This is a genomic window from Arthrobacter sp. CJ23, from assembly GCF_024741795.1.
Classification (GTDB): Bacteria; Actinomycetota; Actinomycetes; order Actinomycetales; family Micrococcaceae; genus Arthrobacter.
Map to the genome: position 1 here is coordinate 1,582,240 of NZ_CP102950.1, position 24,418 is coordinate 1,606,657.

Below are 24,418 nucleotides of genomic sequence, written 5' to 3' on the forward strand. Positions count from 1 at the left end.
CCGAGGAACCCGGCGGTCCGTCGTAGACTCGCCTTAGGTGCGTCACGCCACACAGAACTTATGTACGCCAGCCGCCATGCGCCGTCGTACGCAAAATTTAGGAGTAAAAATGGCTGATCCGGCACGCGCTGCCAAGTTGGCGCAGCGGATTAAGGTTGTTGTCGCTGAGGCACTCGGCCGTCGGGTTAAGGATCCGCGGGTTGAGGCCATCACGATCACCGATGCGCGCGTCACCAACGATCTGCAGCACGCAACCTTGTACTACACGGTGTTCGGCGACGAGCTCGCGCACGCCGATGCCGGCAGGGCATTGGAGAAGGCCAGGGGGGTGCTGCGCCAGGAAGTGGGCCGCAACATCACCGTCCGCCTGACCCCGACCCTTGAGTTCGTGGCCGACCAGATTCCGGTCAATGCCTCGAACCTTGAGGAGCTGCTGCGCACCGCCAAGCGTCGCGACGCCGAGGTGGCCGCCCTGGCCGCCGGCGCCACGCACGCCGGCGAGGCCGACCCGTACAAGAGCGATGCCCCGCAGGACGCGGATATCGACGAAGACGACTTTGACGAAGAGGACATCGACCTCACGGACGATGAAGAACTCGACGAGGACGCTGGCCGCTAGGCCCGTCCGCACGGTGAAGGCCGGATCCCGCGGGGGATCCGGCCTTCACGCGTTAATCAGCTGCCGACGCCGGGGCTACTGCCGCGCCGGAAGCCGCCCTACGCCGTCGAGCAGTTCCTCTTGCCCGCCGCACAGGGCGATCCTGATCCAGCCCTCGCCGATGGAACCGAAGGCCGTGCCGGGGGCGAAGGAGACGCCGGCCTCGGCCAGGAACCGCCGCACCCAGGCACGCACGTTCCCGCCGCTCACATGGGACATGTCCGCCCAGAGGTAGAACGCGCCCTGGGCATCAAGGTAGCGGATGCCCTTGGCGGCCAGGACCGCCGAGGCGGCGTCGCGATTGCCGCGGTAGTGCTCCCGGGCGGCTTCCACATAGTCCTGCGGGCCCGTCAGGGCCGCCAAGGCAGCGTATTGCGAGGGCGAGGCAACGCAGGAAACGATCGCCTCCATGACGTTGTTCATCTTCTGTTCCAGGCCCGGAGGGCAGATCAACGCCCCGATCCGCAGGCCCGTCAGCCCATACGTCTTGGACAGCGTGACGGAGGTGAACACCCGGGTCTTGCCGGGGGCGTCACTGTCGAAGCGGGCCGGGCTGACATGCGGGACGTCGAAGGTGAAGGCCTCGTAGCATTCGTCGGAAATGATCCACAGATCGTGGTGGACGGCGAGCTCCACCAGTTGGCGGGTGAGGTCTTCGCCGATCACCGCGCCGAGCGGGTTGGACGGCGAGTTGAGCATCAGGACCCTGGTCCGCGGCGTGATGAGGGCCTCGATGTCCGCGATGCGGGGCTGGAAGTCGTGCTCAGGGTACAGCGGGTATTCAACCGGGACGGCGTGCAGCAGGCGGCTTGTCATGGCGAAGGTGGGGTAGCCGGGGTTGGGGATGAGGATCTCGTCGCCGGGGGTCAGCAGCAGGCTCATGGCAAAGTGCAGCCCCTGCTGGGCGCCGTCCACCACGTAGACCCGTTCGGCGCCGATGTCCACGCCGTTGTGCTCCCGGAACCGGGCCGCGAAGGCCTCCCGGAGTGCCGGGATGCCGGCGTTGGGCGTGTAGTTGGTCTCGTCCCGGTCCAGGCACGCCATGCCGGCCTCGAGGACGTGCCGGGGCAAGGCGAAGCCGGGTTCGCCGATGCTGAGCACCAGGGCCCCGGGAGTGGCCCAGGCGGCCTCGGTGATCTCGCGGATCTGGTTCACGGGGACGTCGCAGACGTGCGCGGCAAGCTCAGGCATGGGAGCCATCCTAGCCACGGATATACTGGGAAGCGTGCTTTCTGGACTGGTAATCGTTGACAAACCGCAGGGATGGACCAGCCACGATGTGGTTGGACGGATGCGGAGGCTGGCCGGTACCCGGAAAGTGGGCCATGCCGGGACCCTGGACCCCATGGCGACGGGCGTCCTGGTGGTGGGAATCAACAAGGCCACGCGCCTCCTGACGTACATCGTCGGCACCTCCAAGACCTACACGGCCACCATCAGGCTCGGCGAAACCACCCTCACCGACGACGCTGAGGGTGAGGTCACCGCCGCCAGCAGCGCCGCCGCCGTCGAGGATGACGCGATCGCTGCCGGCGTCGCGGCACTCACCGGCGAGATCCGGCAGGTTCCCAGCAGCGTGAGCGCCATCAAGGTCAACGGCGAGCGTTCCTACGCGCGCGTCCGCGCCGGCGAAGAGGTCAAGCTCGCCGCCCGTCCCGTGACCATCCACCGTTTCGAGGTCCATGGGATCCGAAGGGTCGACGGCGGCAGGGTGGTGGACGTGGACGTCACCGTGGAATGCTCCTCCGGCACATACATCCGGGCCCTGGCCCGCGACCTCGGCGAGGCCCTTGGCACCGGCGGCCACCTCACCGCACTCCGCCGCACCAAGGTGGGCCCGTACTCGATCGAGCAGGCCCGCACGCTGGAGCAGTTGGCCGAGGAACTCGAGGTCCTGGAAATGTCGCAGGCCGCGCGGGCGCTCATGCCCAACCGCGAACTCAGCGACGAAGAGGCCACCGAAATCTCCTTCGGCCGCCGCATCGCCGCCGGCCCCGGAGCCGGCACGCCCGAGGCGGCTACGCCGGAGAAGCCCGCAGCGGCGTTCTCCCCGGCGGGCGAACTGGTGGCGCTGCTGGCCGACGCCGGCAGCTTCGCGAAGCCGGTCCTGGTGTTCGCGCCGGACAACGAAAAGCCGCGCCCCGATCCCCAAACCGCAGCGAAGCCCGCCACCGAAAAGCAGGCCCGGTAGTGCTGGACGGATACTTTTACGCCGTACTGGCCGTGGGCCTGATCTCCACGATCATCTGCGTCGTCGCGGGCCTCATGAAGAAGGCCCCGAACGACATCACCATCTTCTCCGTGCTCGCCGTCGAGGCCGTGCTGCTGGTCTACCTGGTCGGCTCGATCGTGCGGGTGGCGCTGGGGGAGCAGATGGCAGGTGAGGCCTGGGAATTCTGGGGCTACCTGGCCACCGCCCTGATGGTCCCGCTGGGCGCCGTGTACTGGTCCATCCTGGAACGGACGCGCTGGAGCAACTTTGTCCTGGCCGCCGTGGGCGTCACGGCCCTCGTCATGGCGGCCCGCATGAACCAGATCTGGTACTGACATTGGAAGAAGCACACGAAGTGACGGCAACTGAAGCACAAGGCGCGAAGCGCGACACCCGCAACACCGGCCCCGGCCGCCTGCTGATCGCGGTGTACGCCGTCTTCGCACTCTCGGCTACGGCCCGCGCCGGCTACCAGATCGCCACCAAATTTTCCGAGGCCCCGCTGGCGCACGTCCTCTCGGCCTTCGCCGCGCTGGTCTACGTGGTGGCCACCGTGTCCTTGGCCAAGCCGGGCCGCACCTGGTTCAAGGTCTCACTGACAGCCGTATTGGTGGAACTGGTGGGTGTGCTGGTGGTCGGTGCCGTCAGCCTCTTCGATCCCGTGGCCTTCCCGCACGACACCGTGTGGTCCCTGTTCGGACGCGGCTACGGCTTTGTGCCGCTGGTGCTGCCCGTTCTCGGGCTCCTCTGGCTCAACCGCAGGCGCCCGGCGAAGGTTGCCGCCCCGTAGTACGGGCTGTCCAGTGCGCCCCGCCATTGCGGGTAACCTTAGAGAGTTCCGGGGCCGAGCAGGCCGCCGGACGGCACGGAATGTCTGCAGTTAAAGGCGAGGTTGATGGTCCACATCTGGAACGATCCCACCGAGGTCCCGGAGGACTTCGGCCCCACAGTCGTCACCATCGGGAACTTCGACGGCGTCCATCGCGGCCACCAGCAGGTCCTTTCCCAGCTTGCGGCCACGGCCCGGCAGGGCAACGCGCGCTCCGTCGCCGTCACCTTCGATCCCCACCCCGCCCAGCTGCACCGCCCGGACTCCGCCCCCGAACTCATCATGGGCCTGCAGGACAAGCTGGACGCCCTCGCGGACACCGGGCTCGACGCCGTGCTGGTCATGAAATACACGCTCGACCTCGCGGCGATGACGCCGGAAGAGTTCGTCGGCGACATCCTGGTGAACAGCCTGCACGCCGCCCACGTTGTGGTGGGCCACGATCTGCGTTTCGGCGCCGGCAACTCAGGAGACGTCGGCACCATGCAGGAACTGGGCCACACGCTGGGCTTCACCGTCCAGGTGGTCAATGAGTTCGGCGCTGAAGGCTTCCCCGTCCACGACGACGGCGGGACGGACCGGCGCTGTTCCTCCACCTGGGTGCGCGAGGCACTGTCCGAGGGCGATGTGGTGACCGCCGCCGCCGTCCTGGGGCGCCCGCACCGCATGCGCGGCGAAGTGGTCCACGGCGCAGCCCGCGGCCGCCTCCTGGGCTTTCCCACGGCCAACCTCTCCCACGACGCCACCGGCTACGTCCCCGCCGACGGCATCTACGCGGGCTGGCTGGTCGACGAGGCCGGAACGCGCTGGCCGGCCGCCATCTCGGTGGGCTCCAACCCCACGTTCGACGGCGTCAGCCGACAGGTCGAGGCCCACGTCATCGACCGCCCCGAGGAAGCCGTGGAGGCCTTCGACCTGTACGGCCAGCTGATCGTGGTCGAATTCACCGAGCGATTGCGGGGCATGGTGGCGTACCGTGGGCCTGAGGCGTTGGCCGAGCAGATCGGCCTGGATGTGGTCCAGGCCCGCAAGCTCCTGCTCCAGGGGTAGCCCAACGCGGGATTCCGGCGGGAAGGCGGGACTGTGGCGATCGAGAAGAACACCCGGCAGCTGGACGAGGGCATCGTCCAGGACTTCAGTTCGCGCATGAGCTACGCCTCCTACCTGCAGCTTCCCGTGCTGCTGAGCGCCCAGCAGCCCGTCAGCCAGCCCGTCCACCATGATGAGCTGCTGTTCATCATCCAACACCAGACCACCGAGCTCTGGTTCAAGCTGGTCCTGCACGAGCTGCGCAGCGCGGCCGGCTGGCTGCGCACGGACGAGCTTGGCGCCGCCCTCAAAGCCATCGCCCGGGTCAAGCACATCCAGAAGACGCTCACCGAGCAGTGGTCGGTCCTGGCCACGCTGACACCCACCGAGTATGCGCAGTTCCGCGGTTTCCTGGGCAGCTCCTCCGGTTTCCAGTCCAGCCAGTACCGGGCCGTGGAATTCATCCTGGGCAACAAGAACAGCAAGATGCTCCCCGTGTTCGACTCCGATCCCGAGGCGAAGGCCATGCTCGAGGAGCTGCTGCACGCCCCGAGCCTCTACGACGAATTCCTGGCCTACCTGCACCGCCAGGGCTTCGCGGTCCCGCCCACGCTGTTGGAGCGCGACGTCACCCAGGCCCACCAGTTCGAGCCGGCCCTGGTCCCCGTGTTCAAGCACATCTACGAACACGCCAAGGAAAACTGGGCAGCCTACGAGGCCTGCGAGGAACTCGTGGACCTGGAGGACAACTTCCAACTGTGGCGCTTCAGGCACCTTCGCACGGTCCAGCGGACCATCGGCATGAAGGGCGGAACGGGCGGCTCCACGGGGGCGGCCTTCCTGGAAAAGGCCCTCGAGTTGACCTTCTTCCCGGAACTCTTCGCGGTGCGCACCGAGATCGGAAAATGACCGCCCGGCAGCATGCAGCCGGTACCCCGGGCGCATTCCGGGCACTGATGAGCAGGCTCACAGCACCGCTTTCGACAACTTTGCCGGCCTGACGGTAAACTGGTCTGTGGATCCGGCTGCAGTCCGTGGCGGCTGGACCTGTTTTTGTGTGCGCCTGCCGCAGCGAAGACAACCCGGCAGCGAGGCGCTGAATCGGGAAACACGGCACAACTCTAGGAGTTCACGTGGCACTTGACGCCGCTGTAAAGCAGTCCATCATCAAGGAATACGCAACGTCTGAAGGCGACACCGGTTCGCCCGAGGTCCAGGTTGCTGTCCTGACCCAGCGGATCAAGGATCTGACTGAGCACATGAAGGAGCACAAGCACGACTTCCACACCCAGCGCGGTCTGCTGGCCATGGTTGGTCGTCGCAAGCGCATGCTTGGCTACCTGAAGAACACTGACATCGCCCGCTACCGTTCGCTCATCGAGCGCCTCGGCCTGCGCCGCTAGTCAGCTTTTAGGGGCGGCCCGATCCACTCGGACCGGGCCGCCTTCTTAGAAAACAACTACATCAGGAATCAACCGCATCGCGCATTCGCGGTCCTCGGTAGTGATCCCCGGGAGCAGCCTTCGGTGACGAAGGCACGGCCCGTGGGTCTCGATCGATGACCGGGTGTCGTACAGGCCAACAAAAGACGTGGCCTGGGTTGATGCGGCGGACTTCCGTCACACAGAAACGGAGGTGACTCTCAATGGAGGGTCCCGAAATCCAGTTCTCCGAAGCAATCATTGACAACGGCCGTTTCGGCAAGCGTGTCATCCGCTTCGAAACCGGCCGCCTTGCCAAGCAGGCAGCCGGCGCATCGATGGTCTACATCGACGAAGACACCGCACTCCTCTCGGCAACCACCGCGGGCAAGTCCCCGCGCGAAGGCTTCGACTTCTTCCCGCTGACGGTTGACGTCGAAGAGCGCATGTACGCCGCCGGCCGCATCCCGGGCTCGTTCTTCCGCCGCGAAGGCCGCCCGTCCACCGAGGCCATCCTGGCTTGCCGCCTCATGGACCGCCCGCTCCGCCCGGCCTTCGTGAAGGGCCTGCGCAACGAGGTCCAGATCGTGGTCACCGTGCTGTCGATCAACCCGGACGAGCTCTACGACGTTGTCGCCATCAACGCGTCCTCGATGTCCACCCAGCTGTCCGGCCTCCCGTTCTCCGGCCCGATCGGCGGCGTCCGCGTTGCCCTCATCGCCGACGAGCAGGGTTCGCAGTGGGTTGCCTTCCCGAAGCACTCCCAGCTTGAGAACGCCGTGTTCAACATGGTTGTGGCCGGCCGCATCGCCGGTGACGACGTCGCCATCATGATGGTTGAAGCCGAAGCAACGGACAACTCCTGGGCACTCATCAAGGAACAGGGCGCCACCGCCCCCACCGAAGAGGTCGTCTCCGAGGGCCTCGAGGCTGCCAAGCCGTTCATCAAGGCTCTGTGTGAAGCACAGGCTGACCTTGCTGCACGCGCCGCCAAGCCCACCGTTGAGTTCCCGGTGTTCCTGGACTACCAGGACGACACCTACGCAGCTGTTGAGGCCGCCGCCGCCGACAAGCTGGCTGCTGTCTTCCAGATCGCCGACAAGCAGGAGCGCGACAACGCTTCCGACGAGCTCAAGGACGAAGTCCTGGGCGCCCTTGCCGGACAGTTCGAAGGCCGCGAGAAGGAGCTGTCCGCAGCGTTCCGCTCGGTCACCAAGCACGTTGTGCGCCAGCGCATCCTCAAGGACCAGGTCCGCATCGACGGCCGTGGCCTGACGGACATCCGCCAGCTCACCGCCGAGGTCGAGGTTCTGCCCCGCGTTCACGGTTCTGCGATCTTCGAGCGCGGCGAAACCCAGATCATGGGTGTCACCACGCTGAACATGCTCAAGATGGAGCAGCAGATCGACTCCCTGTCGCCGGTAACGCGCAAGCGCTACATGCACAACTACAACTTCCCGCCGTACTCCACCGGTGAGACCGGCCGCGTCGGTTCCCCGAAGCGCCGCGAAATCGGCCACGGTGCACTCGCCGAGCGCGCCATCATGCCGGTGCTGCCGTCCCGCGAGGAATTCCCGTACGCCATCCGCCAGGTGTCTGAGGCTCTCAGCTCCAACGGTTCGACGTCGATGGGTTCCGTCTGCGCCTCCACGCTGTCGCTGCTCAATGCCGGTGTTCCGCTGAAGGCCGCCGTTGCAGGCATCGCCATGGGCCTGGTCTCCGACCAGGTTGACGGCCAGACCCGCTACGCAGCCCTGACCGACATCCTCGGCGCCGAAGACGCTTTCGGCGACATGGACTTCAAGGTTGCCGGTACCTCCGAGTTCGTCACGGCCATCCAGCTGGACACCAAGCTCGACGGCATCCCGGCTTCCGTGCTGGCAGCAGCACTGAAGCAGGCCCGCGAAGCACGCCTGCACATCCTCGAGGTCATCAACGCCGCGATCGACACCCCGGACGAGCTCTCCGAGTTCGCACCGCGCGTCATCGCGGTCAAGATCCCCGTTGACAAGATCGGCGAGGTCATCGGCCCCAAGGGCAAGATGATCAACCAGATCCAGGAAGACACGGGCGCGGACATCTCCATCGAAGATGACGGCACGGTCTACATCGGCGCCACCAACGGTCCGTCTGCCGACGCAGCACGCTCCGCCATCAACGCCATCGCCAACCCGCAGGTTCCGGAAATCGGCGAGCGCTACCTGGGTACGGTCGTCAAGACCACCACCTTCGGCGCCTTCATTTCCCTGACCCCGGGCAAGGACGGCCTTCTGCACATCTCCGAGCTGCGCAAGCTGGCCAACGGCAAGCGCGTGGACAACGTCGACGACGTCGTCGCTGTCGGCCAGAAGATCCAGGTCGAGATCACCAAGATCGACGACCGCGGCAAGCTCTCCCTCTCCCCGGTTGTGGCCGAAGAAGAGGGCGCTGAGTCCGAGGACGCTGCAGAGGAATCCGCAGAGTAGCCTGAACGCAGGCAGTACCCGGCGGGGCCGGTGGGCTTTGAGAACAAGCTCCACCGGCCCCTCCGGGCTTTAACACCAAGCACCAAAACCACCCGCCGTGCAATCGCGCCACTGGTACGATTGCAGGCAGATTTGGCCCGCCGAACGGGCTTCCGCAGAACCGAAAGGCCTTGATGACTGTCGTACCCTTGCCGCTGGAGCAGACTCTTCCCGGCGGCGAATTGATCCATGGTGCCGAGGGCGGCTCCGTAGTCCGTCGCTCGGTCCTTCCGGGCGGCGTACGGGTTCTCACCGAGGCCATGCCGGGGCAGCGTTCTGCCACCATCGGATTCTGGGTGGCCGTCGGATCCCGCGACGAAGCCGAAGGCCAGCACGGCTCCACGCACTTCCTGGAGCACCTGCTGTTCAAGGGCACCAAGCGGCGCACCGCCCTGGAGATCGCCTCCGCCTTTGACGAGGTGGGCGGCGAGTCCAACGCGGCCACTGCCAAGGAAAGCACCTGCTACTTCGCCCGCGTCCTGGACACCGATCTGCCCATGGCCATCGACGTCATTGCCGACATGATCACCGGCGCCGTGCTGGACCCGGCGGAGCTGGAGCAGGAACGCGACGTCATCCTCGAGGAAATCGCCATGGACAGCGACGACCCCACGGACGTCGCGCACGAGAACTTTGTTGCCGCGGTGCTCGGCAGCCACCCCCTGGCCCGGCCCATCGGTGGCACGCCGGCCGCCATCAAGGCCGTGCCCCGGGATTCCGTTTGGGAGCACTACCGGCGCTACTACCGCCCGGAGGAGCTGGTCATCACGGCGGCAGGCGGCCTTGACCACGACGTCGTGTGCGGTCTGGTGCTCGACGCCCTGCGGTCCGCCGGCTGGGAACTGGCCGAGGACGCCGCTCCGGTGGAGCGCCGCGCCACCCAGCGGGCGGAAATCACCGGCACAGCCGGTCTCCACGTGGTCAAGCGCCCTGTGGAACAGGCCAACATCATCATGGGCTGCCCCAGCATTGTGGCAACGGACAGCCAGCGCTTCGTCATGAGCGTCCTCAACGCCGTCCTGGGCGGCGGCATGTCCTCCAGGCTCTTCCAGGAAATCCGCGAAAAGCGCGGCCTCGTCTACTCCACCTACTCCTTCGCGTCCGCCTACGCCGATGCCGGCTACTTCGGCATGTACGCCGGCTGCACGCCGTCGAAGGTCAAGCAGGTCCTGGGGCTGCTCGGCGCCGAGCTGGACAAGCTCGCCACCGACGGCATCACCGACGAAGAGCTGCGCAAGGCCGTTGGCCAGCTGTGCGGCGGAATCGTCCTGGCACTCGAAGACACGGGCTCGCGGATGTCCCGGCTGGGCCGCGCGGAACTGGTATCCGGCGAATTCCAGGACATCGACGAGACCCTTGCCACGATCAAGGCCGTCACTGCCGAGCAGGTCCAGGAGCTGGCACGCGTGCTGGCCGCGGCGCCGCGCACCGTGACCGTAGTGGGGCCCTTCGAGGAAACCGAGACCTTCGGGCTCTGACGCACTGCCCGCGTAGGGCCTGCGGCCCGGGAGTCCCGGGGCGCAGACTCTGGACTTGCCCCGCCGCGGGCACGATGATGGTGCCCAGCGGACATTGGAGGCGCCATGGACTTTCCCTTGACGGGGCGCGCCGGGGATGCGTTGAAGGCTTTCATCGGCCAGTGGCGGGGCATCACTGAGCTCGCGGCCTCGCCGTGGGGCCCGGCCCGGACCGCAGACGCCGAGGCCAGCTTCACACGCGCCGCCGGCGGCTACGCCGTGGTGCAGAGCTACCGGCACAAAGAGCCGGACGGTTCGCACTTTGAGGGACATGGCATGTTCACCCTCGACCCCGGGCACGGGGAAACTCTCTGGTACTACGTGGACAGCATGGGCCGCCCGCCCGCGGCACCGTCACGCGGATCCTGGCATGAGGGCGTGCTGACCGTGGAGCGGCGCACCGCCTACGGGGTGGCCCGGCATGCCTTCCGTGTGGAGGACGGCGTCCTGATCCACACGGCCGAGCTCCGGCTCGAGGGGGCTTCCGTATTCAGCCCCTTGCTGAGCTCGGTGTTCCGCCGTGTCCAGGTGCCGGGCATTCAAGCGAGCTGACGGCACAGGGTCCTGGCACCCGGCATCCCGACAGTCAGGCGGCGAGCACCTCGACGTCGGCCGGCTTCCCGGCGTCGCGTCCGAAGACCAGTCGCTTGGTGGCGATCTTGTCGGTGAAGAAACGGTCGTGGCTGACCACCACCACGGCTCCGGGGAAGTGCAGCAGCGCCCGTTCCATGACCTGCGTGCTGGACAGGTCCAGGTGGTTGGTCGGCTCGTCCAGGAGCAGGACGGAGGCGCCGGAGAGCAGGCATTGTGCCAGTGCCACGCGCGCCCGCTGTCCGCCGGACAGGTTCCCGATCCGCTGCCTCAGATCGGCTTCGGAAAACTGGAACATGGCCAGGAAGCGGTTCACGGACTTCTTGGTGGCCGTGAGCGCCAGGCTGTCCGGCATGGCGTTGACCGCATGGGTGACGGTGTCGTTCTCGTCGAGCCCGGCAAGGATCTGGTTGTAGGAAACCACGCCGGCGCCCTTGGCCCAGACGACCTCGCCGGAATCGGCCGCTTCCTCCCCGGTCAGGGCCCGGAGCAGGGTGGACTTGCCGCTGCCGTTGGATCCGAGGACCACGATCCGGTTGCCGCGCCGGATTTCGAAGCTCAGCCCGCTGAACAGTGTCCTGCCGCCGTAGGACTTGCCCAGCGATTCCACCCGGCACAGCACGTCCTTGACGTGCAGGCCGCCGTAGATTTCGGTGATGATCTTGTCCACCGGGCGCGGCGCACGGGACTTCTTGATCTTGGCCAGCTGGTTCCCCAGGCCCTTGCCGGCGGCCTTGGCGGCTTCGCGCCGGTCGGAGATTCCCTCGGCCTCGAAGGCCAGGAGTTCGGACTCGTGCATGAACTGGCTTTCCAGGGTCTTGAGCCGGAACTGCTTGGCGGTCACGTACTCGCCGAAGTTGCCCGGGTACTCGTGAAGGTGGTAATTCTCCACCTCGATGATGCGGGTGACCACGGAATCCAGGAACTGCCGGTCGTGCGAGACGATGATCGCCGCGCCCTTGAAGGAAGGGAACCATCCTTCAAGCCATTCGACGCCGGCCACGTCCAGGTAGTTGGTGGGTTCATCCAGCAGCAGCACGTCCGGTGCCTCGAGCAGGATTTTGGCCAGGGCCGCACGGTTGCGCCAGCCGCCGGACAACGCGTCGATCGCGCAGCTGCGGTGCGCTTCGTTGAAGCCCAGGGTGGTGAGGACCTTCTCGATGCTCCGCTGGTAGTCCCAGCCGTCCAAGCGGTCCATGTCCTCGAACAGTCCTGACTGCCGGTGGATCAGCCGGTCGAGTTCGGCGGGGTCGGATGGATCCGCGGCGATGGCAGCATCGATGTCCGCCAGCTCGGCCTCGATGGCCTTGATGTGCGCAAACAGCCCGTCCAGGACCTCCAGGATGCTCGCGTCGCCGTCGAGCTCCGAGAACTGGGAGAAATAGCCCACCTTGGTGCCCAGCTCGAGGGTGACCGTCCCGGCGTCGGGCGCCACCTGGTCCAGGATCATCTTCAGGAGGGTGGACTTGCCGGAGCCGTTCTTGCCGATCAGGCCCACCCGGTCCCCGGATTCAAGCCGGAAAAACGCTTCGCGCAGAACCTGCACATTGTCGAAGCGGACGCTGACGTCGTGCAGCCGGATCAGGCTCATGGGGTGATGTCCTATCGAGGGGGAAGCGGCCCACGGTCTTGCGACGCCGTGCGGCCAGACTCGATTCTACCGGGAACCCGGCTGCGGCCCGGCGAGCGTCGAATGGGCGGTCTCCACGATCCGCGCCTGCGGAGACCCGATCAGCGCCGGGGCGGCCGGTGAGTTCCAGACCCTCTGCTGCAGGGCGGCGAGCAGCGCTGCAGCCTGTTCCCGGCGCTCGAAGTCCAGTTCCACCACCACGTATGCGGCGTCGTCCACGGGCCGGCCGATCCGGTACGCGAGGACCCCCGAGCCCGCCCGGTCCAGCGGATCCCGGTCAAAGGCCGCCTTCCACAAAGTGAAGTCCGTGATTGAGTGTTCAATCTGAAGCGTGTACATGGCTGGTCCTTTCATGGTCCGTACGGCGCCAGCCTAGGCACCTGGCCAGGGGTGGGGTATCCCAGAATTCTGGGGTACAGGGCGCGGCAGGCCCGGGGCATACTGGGACCATGGCAAGCTCGTGTGCGCTGAGCCGCAGCAGGGAGCGGATGGAGACGCTGTTCCAGTCCTCCGCCGATGGCCACGCCCTGCGCGTCGAGGCCCTCGAAGAGCTTCGCCTTACCCTCGGATTCAGTGCCTTCGTGTGGCCCCTCGCAGACCCGGAAACGGCAACGGGCGTCGCCCCCTTGGCCGAACTGCACTCAGCCCGCGATCTGCCGCTCCTGATCAAAGGCAAGTACGCCAGCACCGTGAACCGCTGGACGGCGTTGTCCCTGGCCGCAACACCGGTGGGCACGCTCAGGTCCAGCACAGCCGGCGGCGCGGCAGGCGCCGGCGGGCTGTGGGAAGACATGCTGCGGGGCCAGGGCGTGGGGGACGTTGCCTCGGTGGTCCATGCAGACCAATACGGCATCTGGTCCTGGCTGGACTTGTGGCGGGATGCCGGTGACGCGCCGTTCAGTGAATCCGAGACGGCGTTCCTAGCCTCCCTGGCGCCGGCCATGACACGCGGGTTGCGCCGCAGCTGCGCCCGGCAATTCCAGGCAGGGGCCGTGCCTGCAAAACCGGCACCACCGCAGGCCGACCTGGTGGTGGACGAAGATATGGGAGTCCTGGGGCAGACCGCCTCGGCCGGGGCGTGGCTCTCGCTTCTGCAGCGCGCGCCCGGACCCTATTCCGGCATTCCGGCGGAGGTATTCAACGTGGTGGGACAGCTCCTGGCGAAGGAGGCCAGGGTGGATCACCATGCCGCGGCAGCCCGTGTCCACATCGGTTCGGGACGGTGGGCCGCCCTCCGCGCCGCCCGGATGGACCGGCCGTGGAGCGCAGGCCACGATGCGGCGACGCCGCAGGCCCCGGCCATTGCAGTCACCATCCAGGAGTGCCTGCCGGCCGCACGGCTGGGGGTGTTTGTCCGCGCCTACGGGCTCACCCCGCGCGAACGCCAGGCCCTTGCCCTCCTGGCCGCTGGCCTCGAAAACGAGGCACTAGCCGGGCGCATGGGCATCGCCGGCTACACGGTGCAGGACCATTTCAAGGCGATCTTCGCCAAGACGGGCATGCGGAGCCGGGCCGGGGTTCTCGCACTGGCGCTCGGCGGCAGCGCTGCAGACGACGCCGCGTACGGCGGCTGAGACCGGCGCCGTCGGGCTCTGGTTATCCGCCGGCGAACGGCGGGAGGACGTCCACCACGTCTTCCGCGCCGAGAGGAGCGGTGCGGTCCCGGACGGCTATTTCGTTGCGCAGGAAGCTGCTGCGTGCGATGATCCGGGCCAGCGGGGGAGTGCCTTCCGGAGGCAGGGGGCGTTCGACGGCGAGCGCGGCTTCGAGGAGCGCTTCCAGGCTGCTGCCCTCGGGCAGGGCGTGGTGTTCTTCCTCGACACCTGCGGCGGCGCGTGCGGCAGCGAAGTAACGGACGAGCAAGGGTTCAGCCTCCGATTGCGCTCATGCTGCGGTCCGGCTGGACGAAGTCCGCGGCGCCGAGACCGGTGTGGTCCATGCCGTGTGCCTTGGGTTTGACCCACATGGCATCCTGCCAGCGTTCCGCGAGTTCGGCATCGCTGGCGCCCTGGCGCAGGAGGCCCAAGAGGTCGAATTCCTCGCGGGAAAACAGGCAACTCATGATCTTGCCCTCGGCGGTGATGCGGGTGCGGCGGCAGTCGGCGCAGAACGGCTCGGTGACCGAGGCGATGATGCCCACGGTTCCCAGCACCGGACCCGCGGCGTCCTGCGAGAGGGCGTCCCGGCGTCGGACCTCGAAGCGTTCGGCAGGGGCGCCGTCGCGTGCGCGGGGATCCGGGCTCAGCACGAAGTCGCGCGAGAGCAGTTCCCGGATTTCCGCTGCCGTGATCATGTTCCGGCGCGTCCAGCCATGGTCCGCGTCGAGCGGCATCTGTTCGATGAAGCGCAGCTCGTAGCCGCGGCCCAGGGCCCAGGCGAGGAGATCGGGGGACTCGGCGTCGTTGATGCCGCGCATCAGCACCGCGTTGAGCTTGACCGGTCCCAGCCCTGCCGCCCAGGCGGCGTCGACGCCGGCCAGCACCCTGTCCAGGAACGGGCGGCGGGTGAGCTTGGCGAACGTTTCCTCGTGGAGGGAATCGAGCGAGACGTTGATCCGGGTCAGCCCGGCGGCCTTGAGGGCGGCCGCCTTCTTGTCCAGGCCCACGCCGTTGGTGGTCATGGAGATGGGCAGTTCCGGGTGCTCGCCGCGGATGGCGGCGATGATGTCGATGAGGTCGGCCCGGACCAGCGGTTCGCCGCCGGTCAGCCGGAGCTCCCGCACGCCCAGGGCGTCGACGCCGATGCGGACGATCCGGACAATCTCCTCGGCTGTCATGACGGCCTGCTTGCTGAGCCACTCGAGCCCCTCCGCAGGCATGCAGTAGGTGCAGCGCAGGTTGCACTTGTCCGTCAGGGACAGGCGCATGTCGGTGGCGCGGCGGCCGTAGCGGTCCCAGAGGCCGGTGGGCGTGCCCGCGGGGCGGGGCGGAGGCGCGCCGGCAGCCGAGGCGTCGCCCGCGGCGGGCAACGGCATACCTAGCTGAACACTCATAAACTCAGGCTACGCCACCCCGTGCCCAAGCGTGATATCGGCCACTGGTCATTTCTGGATGCTTGGCGGCGCTTCCAGCAGGGCAGTCCCGCCGCCGGGCAGTTCTTACGGAATGCGTACGGTTGCCTCCGGGAGCCCGGTATCCGCTGCAGCGGGCCGTCCGCGAACCTATGCTGAAAGCGTGAACATCCAGCCTGCGCCAGCCGCGGCCGAACCCGGCAACCGCCGCATCCTGCTGGTCGAGGACGAGCAGACCATCGCTGACGTGGTGCGCGACTACCTGCTGCAGGCCGGCTTCCAAGTGGACGTGGCGGGGGACGGCTTCACGGCCCTCAGCCTGGCCGCCTCCCGGCAGCCGGACCTGGTGATCCTGGACCGGATGCTGCCGGGGCTCGATGGCGTGGAGGTCTGCCGCCGGCTCCGGCAGACCATGAGCGTCCCAGTCATCATGGTGACGGCCTTGGGCACCGAGGATGACCGGATCCTGGGCCTGGAAACCGGCGCCGACGATTACGTCACCAAGCCGTTCTCGCCCCGCGAACTGGTCCTCCGGGTCAAGTCCGTGCTGCGGCGCAGCATCCGCGAATTCAGCCCCGAACCGCCCGTGGAGATCGCCGGCTTTAAGCTGGACCCCGCTTCGAGGACGGTGACCCACCACGGTGCGCCGCTGGCCCTCACCGTCCGCGAATTCGATCTGCTGGCCTTCCTGCTGCGCCGCCCCAACCAGGTGTTCAGCCGCGAGGAACTGATCAAGGCCGTCTGGGGCTGGGACTTCGGCGACCTCTCCACCGTGACCGTGCACGTGCGCCGCCTGCGCGAGAAGATCGAGGACAACCCCACCACCCCCGAACTGATCAAGACCGTGTGGGGTGTCGGCTACCGCTTCGACGCCAAGGGTTCCGGCGCCCCGGGCCTCAACGCAAAGGACGGCGGGCATGCAAGGCGGTGAGCTGTTCACCATCCTCGCCTGGGTGCTGCTGTGGGCCGTGGCCATCGGCGTGCTCACCCTGCTCCTGCTGCGGGCCCTGCGCCGTGCCTCGATCCTGGTCCAGATCTGCCTGGTGGTGGTTGCCACCGTGGCGGTCCTCGTGGCCGGGATGGTCAGCGCGTTCAACGCCATGTTCATCTCCGCCCGGGACCTCGAAGTCATGTGGTACATCCTGGCCGTGGCCTCCGCGGTGGCGGTTGCGTTGTCCCTCATGCTCGGAGCCGGCGTGTCCCGCAACGCCGCCAGGCTGGTCGCGGCGGCACGCCGCCTAGGCCGGGGCGAGACCCTCGGCGGGGAGGCCGCAGGCCCCGGGATCCCGGGCAGGGACGCCCCGGCCATGACTTCCGAACTTGCCAAGCTCGCCCAGGAGCTCGAGGCGAGCAGCCGCAGCCTGGACGAATCCCGCCGCCGTGAGGCCGCCGTCGAGAAGGCCCGGCGCGAACTGGTCTCCTGGATTTCCCATGACCTGCGGACCCCGCTGGCCAGCATGCGGGCCATGGCCGAGGCCCTTGAGGACGGCATGGCCGCGGATGTGCCCGCCTACTACCGCAAGATCATCGGCCAGACAGAACAGATGGGCCTCATGGTCAACGACCTCCTGGAGCTCTCCAAGATCCAGGCCGGCACCCTGCGGCTGAGCTCCGAATCCCTGGACCTCTACGACCTTGTCAGCGACGCCCTCTCCGACCTCGCCCCCGTGGCCGCGCAGCGGGGCATCAGGCTCGACGGCGGCGGGGACCGGGAGTGCATGGCCGTTGCGGACGGCCCCAGCCTGGGCCGGGCCGTCCGCAACGTCCTGCTCAACGCCATCATTTACAGCCCGGACGGCAGCAGCGTCCACGTGGGCGTCGGACGCGACGGCGGGGACGCCGTCGTCGCGGTCCAGGACAGCTGCGGGGGCATCGAGGACGAGGATCTGCCGCACCTCTTCGAGACCGGCTGGCAGAAGGACCCGTCCCGCGGCGGCGCGGCCGGGCGTCCCGGCCCCAAGGGAGGCAGCGGTGTCCAGTACAGCGGTGCGGGCATCGGGCTCAGCATGGTGGCCGGGATCGTCCAGGCCCACGGCGGCAGGGTCACGGTACACAACGCCGACGGCGGATGCTGCTTCACGCTGCGGCTACCTGCGGGCCCCGGCGCAGGACAGATGCCGGGAGCGGCACACGACAGGCTCCAGGGAGGCTCAGCATGAAGACAAGCCAGTGGTGGGCGGCCTCCGGCGGGGTTGCTGCGGGCGCGGCGGGAGTGGCGGCCGGGGAACTCATCGCCGGCATCTGGAGTCCGCTCCTCTCACCCGTCACGGCGCTCGGCGGGGCCGTCATCGACGCCACTCCGCCACCCGTGAAGGATCTCGCCATCCAGCTCTTCGGCACCGCGGACAAGGCCGTGCTCATCATCTGCATCGCCTTGGTTGCTGCCGTCCTGGCGGCCGCCGCCGGTGTGCTGGAATACCGGCGGAAGGGGACCGGCCTGCTGCTGGCCGCCCTGGCCGGCGCGGCCGGTTTCGCCGCCGTGGTGACCCGGGCCCAGTCCACCCCCAACGCCGCCGTCGCCCCCGTCGCCGCCGCAGCGCTCACCATGGTCCTGCTGAGGGTGCTGTGTCGGCGCCTCGCCGCCTGGGCACCTGCCGCTGCGCCTTCCACGGCACCGGAACCAGCACCGGAACTGACGTCATCGGCCCGGCGCGGCTTCCTGCAGGCCGTCGCCGTGACCGGGCTCGCCGCCGCCGTTGCGGGGGGAGTGACCGCCGTGCTGCGCCGTGCCACCGTCGCCGCCGCGGACTTCCGCAGCGGGATGGCCCTGCCCTCGCCGTCTACGGCGCCCCAGCCCGTTCCCGCCGGGGCCGCACTGGGCGTGGACGGGCTCTCGCCTCTGATCACCCCCAACCCCGATTTCTACCGCATCGACACGGCCCTGACCATCCCGGCCATCAACCCGCCGGAGTGGACGCTCAAGGTCACCGGCATGGTGGACCGTGAGATCGAGATCGACTTCGCCACGCTCCTGGCCAAACCCATGACCGCCCGCCATATCACCATCGCCTGCGTCTCCAACGAGGTGGGCGGGAGCCTGATCGGCAACGCCCTCTGGCTCGGCTGGCCCGTCCGTGAACTGCTCGCCATGGCCGGGCCCAAGGCCGGGGCGGACATGGTCCTTTCCCGCAGCAGCGACGGCTGGACCGCCAGCACCCCGCTCGAGGCGCTGACGGACGGACGCGACGCCCTGCTGGCCGTCGGCATGAACGGCGACCCGTTGCCGCTCGAACACGGTTTCCCCGTCAGGATGGTGGTGCCCGGGCTGTACGGCTTCGTCTCCGCCACCAAGTGGCTGACGGAGCTGAAGGTCACCCGCTTCGCCGACGACATTGCCTACTGGACCCCGCGGGGCTGGAGCGACCACGGGCCCATCAAGACCCAGTCCAGGATCGACGTTCCACGGGCCGGGCGCACCGCCAAGGCCGGGACCGTGCAGTTCGGCGGCATCGCCTGGGCCCAGCACCGCGGCATCGAACGGGTCGACCTCCGCGTGAACCGCGGCCCCTGGCAGCGGGCCGTGCTCGCACCGGGGATCTCCCGGGACACCTGGTACCAGTGGCAACTGGGCATCGACCTCACCCCGGGGGAGTACGAGGTCCAGGTCCGTGCCACCGACGCCACGGGGACGCCCCAGCCCGAAACCCGGGCGCCCGTGGCCCCGGACGGCGCCACGGGATTCCACACCATCACCGTGCGGGTCGCCTGAGGCCCTACGCTGGGTACGCAACCCTGAAGCGACACAACTGGAGGAACGCCGTGCCCCGATCCGTGCTTGCCCACCGCGAGGCCGTGGTGGAGCTCCTCTCCGGCCTGCCCGAGGCCCGCGGCAGCGAACGGGTCCCCCTGCCCGAGGCACTGGGCAGGGCACTCGCCGTCGACGTCCATGCCCCGCTGGACCTGCCGCCCTTCCCGAACTCCCAGATGGACGGCTATGCCGTCCGATCCGCGGACATCCCCGACGGCGGCGCGGAGCTGCGCGTCGCGGCCCCCGTCCCCGCCGGTGCCGCCCCGGAGCCGCTGCAGCCCGGCGACGCCGCCCCCATCATGACCGGTGCCATGATCCCGGACGGCGCCGACGCCGTCGTACCCATCGAAAAGGCCCAGCCAAGCGCCTTCCCCGCCCCGGGGACCGATACCCGGGTCACGCTTCCTGCCACGGGCCCCGGCACCTTTGTCCGCGACGCCGGCAGCGACATCGCCCGCGGCGCCCTGGCCCTGGCCGCCGGAACCGTTCTCGGCCCGGCACAGCTGGGGCTCCTCGCCGCCTTGGGCCTGACCACAGCCGAGGTCCGCATGCCCCTCCGCGTGCTCCTGGTGACCACCGGCGACGAAGTCCTGGAGCCAGGACAGGAGCTCACGCCCGGAAAGATCTACGACTCGAACGGCATCCTGCTGGAGACCGCCATGCGCCAGGCCGGCCTGGAGATCCTGCGGACGGGAATCTCCGACGACGCCCCCGCCGCGCTGCTGCGGCTGCTGCGCGGAAACGCGGACTCGGTGGACCTCATCGTCACCACCGGCGGGGTGAGCAAGGGCGCCTATGAGGTGGTCCGCCAGGCCATGGACGGCCAGCCCGTCGAGTTCCTGTCGGTGGCCATGCAGCCGGGCGGGCCGCAGGGGATCGGAACCTTCGACGGTGTGCCGTTCCTCGGCTTCCCCGGCAACCCGGTGAGCTGCCTGGTGTCCTTCGAGATGTTCCTGCGCCCCGCGCTCGCCGCCGTCCTCGGGGCGCCGGCCCTTCGCCCTGCCCCGATCGCCCGGCTGGCGGAGCCCCTGGCCTCGCCGGCCGGCAAGCACCAGGTCCGGCGCGGAACCCTGCAGGCCGGCGGCACCGTCCGGCTGGTCGGCGGCGCAGGATCGCACCTGGTGCACGCCCTGGCGCTGTCCGATGTGCTGGTCCAGGTGCCCGCCGACGTCACGGAACTCCCTGCCGGGGCCGAAGTGGAAGTATGGATGCTGTGAACGACACTGAAAACGCCGGCCGGAGCTCCACCGGCGGATTAACCCACCTGCGCCAGGACGGCACCGCCCAGATGGTGGATGTCTCCGAAAAGGCCGTGACCACCCGCGAAGCCACCGCCACCGCCACGGTGCGCAGCACCGCCGAGGTGCTGGCCCTGCTCGGAGCAGGCGAACTGCCCAAGGGCGACGCCCTGGCCGTGGCCCGCGTTGCCGGCATCATGGCCGCCAAGAAGACTCCCGAGCTGATCCCCCTCTGCCACCCGCTGCCCATCTCGAAAGTCACCGTGGACTTCGAACTCGGTGCGGATTCCGTGGCGGTGCTGGCCACCGTCAAGACCCGCGGCGTGACCGGCGTCGAGATGGAGGCGCTGACCGCAGCCTCCGTTGCCGCCCTGAGCGTCTACGACATGATCAAGGCCGTGGACAAGCACGCCGTCCTGACGGACATCCACGTCCTCGCCAAGAGCGGCGGCAAGAGCGGCGACTGGCGCCTCGGCGAGGTCCCCGGTGCGACCCCCGGCGAGGTCCTCGGCGAAGGAGGCCAGGCATGAGCGGCTGCGAGCCCCACCACGGCCCGCGCAAGGCCGGCGTCGTGATCGCCTCCAACCGGGCCGCCGCCGGCATCTACGAGGACCGGAGCGGGCCCGTCATCCTGGACTGGCTTGCAGAGCACGGCTACGACACCTTCCCGGCCATGGTGGTGCCGGACGGCGAACCTGTCGGCGCCGCCCTGCGCGCCCTGCTGAGCCAGGAACCGTCCGTCATCATCACCAGCGGAGGCACGGGACTGAGCCCGGACGACCAGACCCCGGAAATGACTCTGCCCCTGCTGGACCGGGAAATACCCGGCATCATGGAGGGCATCCGCCGCGCCGGCGCCGCCAAGACACCCCTGGCCATGCTCAGCCGCGGCCATGCCGGCGCCGCCGGCAAGACATTCATCATCAACCTGCCGGGCTCCCCGAAAGGCGTCATGGACGGCCTGGCCGTGCTGGACCCGGTGATCGGGCACCTGTGCGATCAACTGGAAGGAAGCCATGAGCACTGAAACCGACTTCGAAGTAGTCAGCGCCGTCCTCAGCCCGGAGCCCATCTCCGTGGACCAGGCGATCGCCGCCGTGGAATCGGACACCGCCGGTGCCGTGGTCAGCTTCAGCGGCGTGGTCCGCAACCACGACGACGGCAAGGCCGTGGACCGGCTGAGCTACAGTGCCCACCCCACGGCACACCGCACCATGGCCGAGGTCGTGGCGCAGCTCGTGGCCGAGCACTCCGGCGAGGCCCAGCAGCCCGTGCGCATCTGGGCCGCCCACCGCATCGGCATGCTGGAGATCGGCGACCCAGCGCTCGTGTGCGCCGTCTCGGCAGCCCACCGCGGCCAGGCCTTTGCCGTGTGCTCTGAGCTGGTGGACCGGATCAAGGCGCAGGTGCCCATCTGGAAGGAACAGTTCTTCAGCGACGGCACCGTGGAATGGGTTGGCGCAGGGGAGTAGCCCGCCGGCGGCACGTGGGGCCTGTAACGCCCGGCGCCCGGTTCCAGCCGGGGCATTGCCCGGCGGTAGGGTTAACGGCATGACCGAACAACTTGCTGTCGCCGTACTGGGCGCCCACGGGCGCATGGGAATAGAAGCCGTCAAAGCCGTTGAAGCTGCCGCGGACATGAAGCTCGTGGCAGCCCTGGGCCGCGGCGATTCCCTGGACGCCCTCGTCGACGCCGGTGCCAAGTACGTTGTGGACCTGACCGTCCCGGACAGCACCGAGGCCAACATCCGTTTCGCCGTCGAACACGGCATGCATGCCGTGGTCGGCACCACCGGCTGGGATGCCGGGCGGCTGGCCGCACTGCGCGCCCTCCTCGCAGAGAACCCGGGCACGGGCGTGCTGATCGCCCCCAACTTCGCCCTCGGATCGGTGCTGGCCTCGGCCTTTGCCGCCAAAGCCTCCCAGTACTTCGAGTCGGTGGAAATCATCGAGCTGCACCACCCCAACAAGGTGGACGCGCCGTCGGGCACTGCCGTCCGCACCGCCCAGCTCATTGCCGCAGCGCGCAACGAAGCCGGCGTCCCGGCCAGCCCCGACGCCACTGAAACCGCCCTCGACGGCGCCCGCGGCTGCGACGTTGACGGCGTCCGCGTCCACAGCGTCCGCCTGCGCGGGCTGGTGGCCCACCAGGAGGTCCTCCTCGGCGGCCCCGGCGAGCAGCTGACGTTCCGCCACGACTCCTACGACCGCGCCTCCTTCATGCCCGGCGTGCTGCTGGGCCTGCGCAAGGTGGCGGAGCACCCCGGTCTCACGGTCGGCCTCGACGGCTACCTGGATCTGGGGCTCTGATGGGCACCTTGTGGGCCGGGTTCAAGAAGAACCGCACCAAGATCTGGGTCGGCGCCGTCACGCTGCTGCTGGTGCTCTACCTGGTGGTGTCCTTCCAGCGCTCCATTCTGCTGCTGGGCGATGCCAACCTGGTGGCCAAGGGCATCGGCGCGGCCTACCTGGTGCTGCCCCTCGTGGGGGCCTGGGCGCTCATCCGGGAACTGCTGTTCGGCGCTCGCACCGAGCAGATGGCCAAGGTGCTTGAGGCCGAAGGCGGCCTGCCTGAGGACACGCTTCCCCGGACACCGGCCGGACGCATCGTCCGGGCCGCCGCCGACGCCGAGTTCGACAAATACCGGGCCGAGGCCGAGGCCGCGCCGGAGGACTGGCGGTCCTGGTTCCGCCTCAGCTGCGCCTACGACGCCTCCGGTGACCGCAAGCGGGCCCGTGCGTCCATGCGCGACGCCGCCAAGCTGTTCCGCGCTCAGCCCACCGCTGCCGGGCGGTAGCGCCCCAGCCGGAAGGCCTGGTGCCCCAGCCACTCGAGCGGTCCGCGCCGGCGCAGCAGCCCAAATAGCACGCCGATGCCCGCGGCCGTGATGGCCTGCGCCCAGTACATGCCCTCATCGGTCCATCCCGCGGGCAGGCCCCGCTCGTGGAATCCTGACACCACCCAAACATGGGCCGAGTACAGGGACAGCGTCATGGCCCCCGGCCCGCTGAGCGGGAGCAGGATATTGAGCTTCAGCAGCCCGCCGATCCTGCCAAGCAGCAGGCACAGCCCGACGACGGCGGCTGCCGTTCCCGAGGTATGCAGCAGGTCCAGCGTGGTTCCGGAGTGCGGCGCTGCCGTGGCGAGCCACCACCAGGAATCCGTCTGCTGCACGCCCGTCAAGTTCACCTGGAGGAGGCTGTCCAGGCGGGAATCCTGGCCGGGAATCGACATCAGGGCCGCCTTGCCGCCCCAACTGTCCATGGCCACGACGCCCAGCAGCTTGGCCGCCACGGCCACCACCGTGCCGCAGCCCAGCAGCAACAGCTGCACGGCAGCCGTGTGGAGCGCCAGCCGCCCGATGGCCAGCCCGATCAGCAGGTACGTCATCCACTGCAACACCGGGTAGTAGCCCGTGAAGAAGAGGTCCGCCAGCAGCGCGCCCGGGGTTTCCAGGTCGTCCGTGCCCGGGTTGTGGCCCAGCTGCAGCGGCGGACTGGCGGCCAGCAGCCAGGGCCGGACGAGGTAGGCCAGTACCGGGGAGAGCAGCAGCCAGCCGCCGGCCCAGGCGCACAGGGCCTTCGCGGGCAGCCCCAGGAACGGCAGCATGCACAGGAACAGCACGGCGTAGTGGACCAGGATCACGGCGATGTTCACCTCCAACCCGCCGAGCATCAGGCCGACCACGGCGATCACCAGCGCCCTCAGCGCGATGCCGCGCCGGGACGCCCATAGCTCCTGCCCCTGCCTTGGACTCTCCTTGCCCGTGGCCAGGGCCAGTCCGATTCCGGCGAGGACGGCGAACAGCGCCGCTGAACGGCCGGAAAACACCAGGCCAACCCAGGTGGGCGTCAAATGTGCGTCTGCCCCGAACGTCGGCATCAGGTGCGTTGCCATCATGCCGAGCAGGGCGGCGCCCCTGGCGGCGTCGATTCCGGACAGCCGTGGGGAGGCAGCGCCGTTCCTTGGCGCTCGCCGCGGCGGCGCCGTGTCACGGGACGTCATGGGCTGATCGTCTCACGGCCGGGCC

26 protein-coding genes are annotated in these 24,418 nt (G+C 68.6%); 20 read left to right on the plus strand and 6 right to left on the minus strand.

Going from position 1 to position 24,418, the window contains the following annotated elements; all coding sequences use genetic code 11:
* Positions 1 to 109 precede the first annotated feature (109 nt).
* A complete protein-coding gene (gene rbfA, locus NVV90_RS07000) occupies positions 110 to 619 on the plus strand; it encodes a 30S ribosome-binding factor RbfA (protein ID WP_258440463.1) in 510 nt (169 codons plus the stop codon).
* A 75-nt stretch (positions 620 to 694) separates the two neighbouring features.
* Here rbfA and NVV90_RS07005 read toward each other — a convergent pair whose 3' ends face one another.
* Positions 695 to 1,849 carry a pyridoxal phosphate-dependent aminotransferase gene (locus NVV90_RS07005; protein WP_258440464.1) on the minus strand — a complete coding sequence of 385 codons (1,155 nt, stop codon included), beginning with the start codon at positions 1,847 to 1,849 and terminating at the stop codon, positions 695 to 697.
* A 34-nt stretch (positions 1,850 to 1,883) separates the two neighbouring features.
* On the opposite strand from NVV90_RS07005, the gene truB reads away from it, so the two are divergent.
* From truB to NVV90_RS07050, 9 genes are all read left to right on the plus strand, one after another.
* Positions 1,884 to 2,849 carry a tRNA pseudouridine(55) synthase TruB gene (gene truB, locus NVV90_RS07010; protein ID WP_258440465.1) on the plus strand — a complete coding sequence of 322 codons (966 nt, stop codon included), beginning with the start codon at positions 1,884 to 1,886 and terminating at the stop codon, positions 2,847 to 2,849.
* Positions 2,850 to 2,851: 2 nt separating this feature from the next.
* Positions 2,852 to 3,205, plus strand: coding sequence for a hypothetical protein (locus tag NVV90_RS07015; protein WP_258441098.1), 354 nt, complete (start codon positions 2,852 to 2,854; stop codon positions 3,203 to 3,205).
* 2 nt (positions 3,206 to 3,207) lie between these two features.
* Complete coding sequence (locus NVV90_RS07020; protein WP_396125356.1) at positions 3,208 to 3,660, plus strand: hypothetical protein; 453 nt, start codon at positions 3,208 to 3,210, stop codon at positions 3,658 to 3,660.
* Positions 3,661 to 3,765: 105 nt separating this feature from the next.
* Positions 3,766 to 4,749 carry a bifunctional riboflavin kinase/FAD synthetase gene (locus NVV90_RS07025; RefSeq protein ID WP_258440467.1) on the plus strand — a complete coding sequence of 328 codons (984 nt, stop codon included), beginning with the start codon at positions 3,766 to 3,768 and terminating at the stop codon, positions 4,747 to 4,749.
* 33 nt (positions 4,750 to 4,782) lie between these two features.
* Positions 4,783 to 5,637: a tryptophan 2,3-dioxygenase gene (kynA, locus tag NVV90_RS07030; RefSeq protein WP_258440468.1), complete on the plus strand. Its 855-nt coding sequence runs from the start codon at positions 4,783 to 4,785 to the stop codon at positions 5,635 to 5,637.
* A gap of 224 nt (positions 5,638 to 5,861) precedes the next feature.
* Positions 5,862 to 6,131 carry a 30S ribosomal protein S15 gene (rpsO, locus tag NVV90_RS07035; RefSeq protein WP_207615208.1) on the plus strand — a complete coding sequence of 90 codons (270 nt, stop codon included), beginning with the start codon at positions 5,862 to 5,864 and terminating at the stop codon, positions 6,129 to 6,131.
* 242 nt (positions 6,132 to 6,373) lie between these two features.
* Entirely contained in the window at positions 6,374 to 8,614 is a 2,241-nt protein-coding gene (locus NVV90_RS07040; RefSeq protein ID WP_258440469.1) for a polyribonucleotide nucleotidyltransferase, read from the plus strand.
* A gap of 173 nt (positions 8,615 to 8,787) precedes the next feature.
* Positions 8,788 to 10,131 (plus strand): pitrilysin family protein, encoded by a 1,344-nt coding sequence (locus NVV90_RS07045; protein ID WP_258440470.1) that lies wholly within the window; start codon positions 8,788 to 8,790, stop codon positions 10,129 to 10,131.
* 105 nt (positions 10,132 to 10,236) lie between these two features.
* A complete protein-coding gene (locus tag NVV90_RS07050; protein ID WP_258440471.1) occupies positions 10,237 to 10,722 on the plus strand; it encodes a DUF1579 family protein in 486 nt (161 codons plus the stop codon).
* Between the two features lie 34 nt (positions 10,723 to 10,756).
* Here the strand turns inward: NVV90_RS07050 and NVV90_RS07055 are convergent, their stop codons facing one another.
* Together NVV90_RS07055 and NVV90_RS07060 are read right to left on the minus strand one after the other, a co-directional pair.
* Positions 10,757 to 12,352, minus strand: coding sequence for an ABC-F family ATP-binding cassette domain-containing protein (locus NVV90_RS07055; RefSeq protein WP_258440472.1), 1,596 nt, complete (start codon positions 12,350 to 12,352; stop codon positions 10,757 to 10,759).
* 66 nt (positions 12,353 to 12,418) lie between these two features.
* Positions 12,419 to 12,730 carry a hypothetical protein gene (locus tag NVV90_RS07060; protein ID WP_258440473.1) on the minus strand — a complete coding sequence of 104 codons (312 nt, stop codon included), beginning with the start codon at positions 12,728 to 12,730 and terminating at the stop codon, positions 12,419 to 12,421.
* Positions 12,731 to 12,840: 110 nt separating this feature from the next.
* On the opposite strand from NVV90_RS07060, the gene NVV90_RS07065 reads away from it, so the two are divergent.
* On the plus strand, positions 12,841 to 13,965 hold the full coding sequence (locus NVV90_RS07065; protein ID WP_258440474.1) for a LuxR C-terminal-related transcriptional regulator: 1,125 nt from the start codon (positions 12,841 to 12,843) through the stop codon (positions 13,963 to 13,965).
* 22 nt (positions 13,966 to 13,987) lie between these two features.
* Here the strand turns inward: NVV90_RS07065 and NVV90_RS07070 are convergent, their stop codons facing one another.
* Both NVV90_RS07070 and moaA read right to left on the minus strand, forming a co-directional pair.
* Complete coding sequence (locus NVV90_RS07070; protein WP_258440475.1) at positions 13,988 to 14,254, minus strand: MoaD/ThiS family protein; 267 nt, start codon at positions 14,252 to 14,254, stop codon at positions 13,988 to 13,990.
* Positions 14,255 to 14,258: 4 nt separating this feature from the next.
* Positions 14,259 to 15,383, minus strand: a complete 1,125-nt coding sequence (gene moaA / locus NVV90_RS07075) for a GTP 3',8-cyclase MoaA (RefSeq protein WP_258440476.1) — start codon at positions 15,381 to 15,383, stop codon at positions 14,259 to 14,261.
* A 112-nt stretch (positions 15,384 to 15,495) separates the two neighbouring features.
* Between moaA and NVV90_RS07080 the strand changes: the two genes are divergently transcribed.
* The 9 genes from NVV90_RS07080 (at position 15,496) to NVV90_RS07120 (ending at position 23,185) form a co-directional block, all read left to right on the plus strand.
* A complete protein-coding gene (locus tag NVV90_RS07080; protein WP_396125357.1) occupies positions 15,496 to 16,332 on the plus strand; it encodes a response regulator transcription factor in 837 nt (278 codons plus the stop codon).
* Positions 16,319 to 17,560, plus strand: a complete 1,242-nt coding sequence (locus tag NVV90_RS07085; protein ID WP_258440478.1) for a sensor histidine kinase KdpD — start codon at positions 16,319 to 16,321, stop codon at positions 17,558 to 17,560. The genes NVV90_RS07080 and NVV90_RS07085 overlap by 14 nt, the downstream gene beginning before the upstream one ends.
* On the plus strand, positions 17,557 to 19,110 hold the full coding sequence (locus tag NVV90_RS07090; RefSeq protein ID WP_258440479.1) for a molybdopterin-dependent oxidoreductase: 1,554 nt from the start codon (positions 17,557 to 17,559) through the stop codon (positions 19,108 to 19,110). The genes NVV90_RS07085 and NVV90_RS07090 overlap by 4 nt, the downstream gene beginning before the upstream one ends.
* Positions 19,111 to 19,160: 50 nt before the next feature.
* A complete protein-coding gene (glp, locus tag NVV90_RS07095) occupies positions 19,161 to 20,366 on the plus strand; it encodes a gephyrin-like molybdotransferase Glp (protein WP_258440480.1) in 1,206 nt (401 codons plus the stop codon).
* A complete protein-coding gene (moaC, locus tag NVV90_RS07100) occupies positions 20,354 to 20,917 on the plus strand; it encodes a cyclic pyranopterin monophosphate synthase MoaC (RefSeq protein ID WP_309304101.1) in 564 nt (187 codons plus the stop codon). The genes glp and moaC overlap by 13 nt, the downstream gene beginning before the upstream one ends.
* Entirely contained in the window at positions 20,914 to 21,414 is a 501-nt protein-coding gene (locus tag NVV90_RS07105) for a molybdenum cofactor biosynthesis protein B (protein ID WP_258440481.1), read from the plus strand. Before moaC ends, NVV90_RS07105 begins: the two co-directional genes overlap by 4 nt.
* On the plus strand, positions 21,404 to 21,859 hold the full coding sequence (locus tag NVV90_RS07110) for a molybdenum cofactor biosynthesis protein MoaE (protein WP_258440482.1): 456 nt from the start codon (positions 21,404 to 21,406) through the stop codon (positions 21,857 to 21,859). Before NVV90_RS07105 ends, NVV90_RS07110 begins: the two co-directional genes overlap by 11 nt.
* Before the next feature lie 79 nt (positions 21,860 to 21,938).
* Entirely contained in the window at positions 21,939 to 22,697 is a 759-nt protein-coding gene (dapB, locus tag NVV90_RS07115; protein ID WP_258440483.1) for a 4-hydroxy-tetrahydrodipicolinate reductase, read from the plus strand.
* Entirely contained in the window at positions 22,697 to 23,185 is a 489-nt protein-coding gene (locus NVV90_RS07120; protein WP_258440484.1) for a hypothetical protein, read from the plus strand. Before dapB ends, NVV90_RS07120 begins: the two co-directional genes overlap by 1 nt.
* Here NVV90_RS07120 and NVV90_RS07125 read toward each other — a convergent pair.
* Positions 23,161 to 24,393, minus strand: coding sequence for a DUF1624 domain-containing protein (locus NVV90_RS07125; RefSeq protein WP_258440485.1), 1,233 nt, complete (start codon positions 24,391 to 24,393; stop codon positions 23,161 to 23,163). The two genes, NVV90_RS07120 and NVV90_RS07125, sit on opposite strands and share 25 nt — an antisense overlap.
* Positions 24,394 to 24,418: the final 25 nt, after the last annotated feature.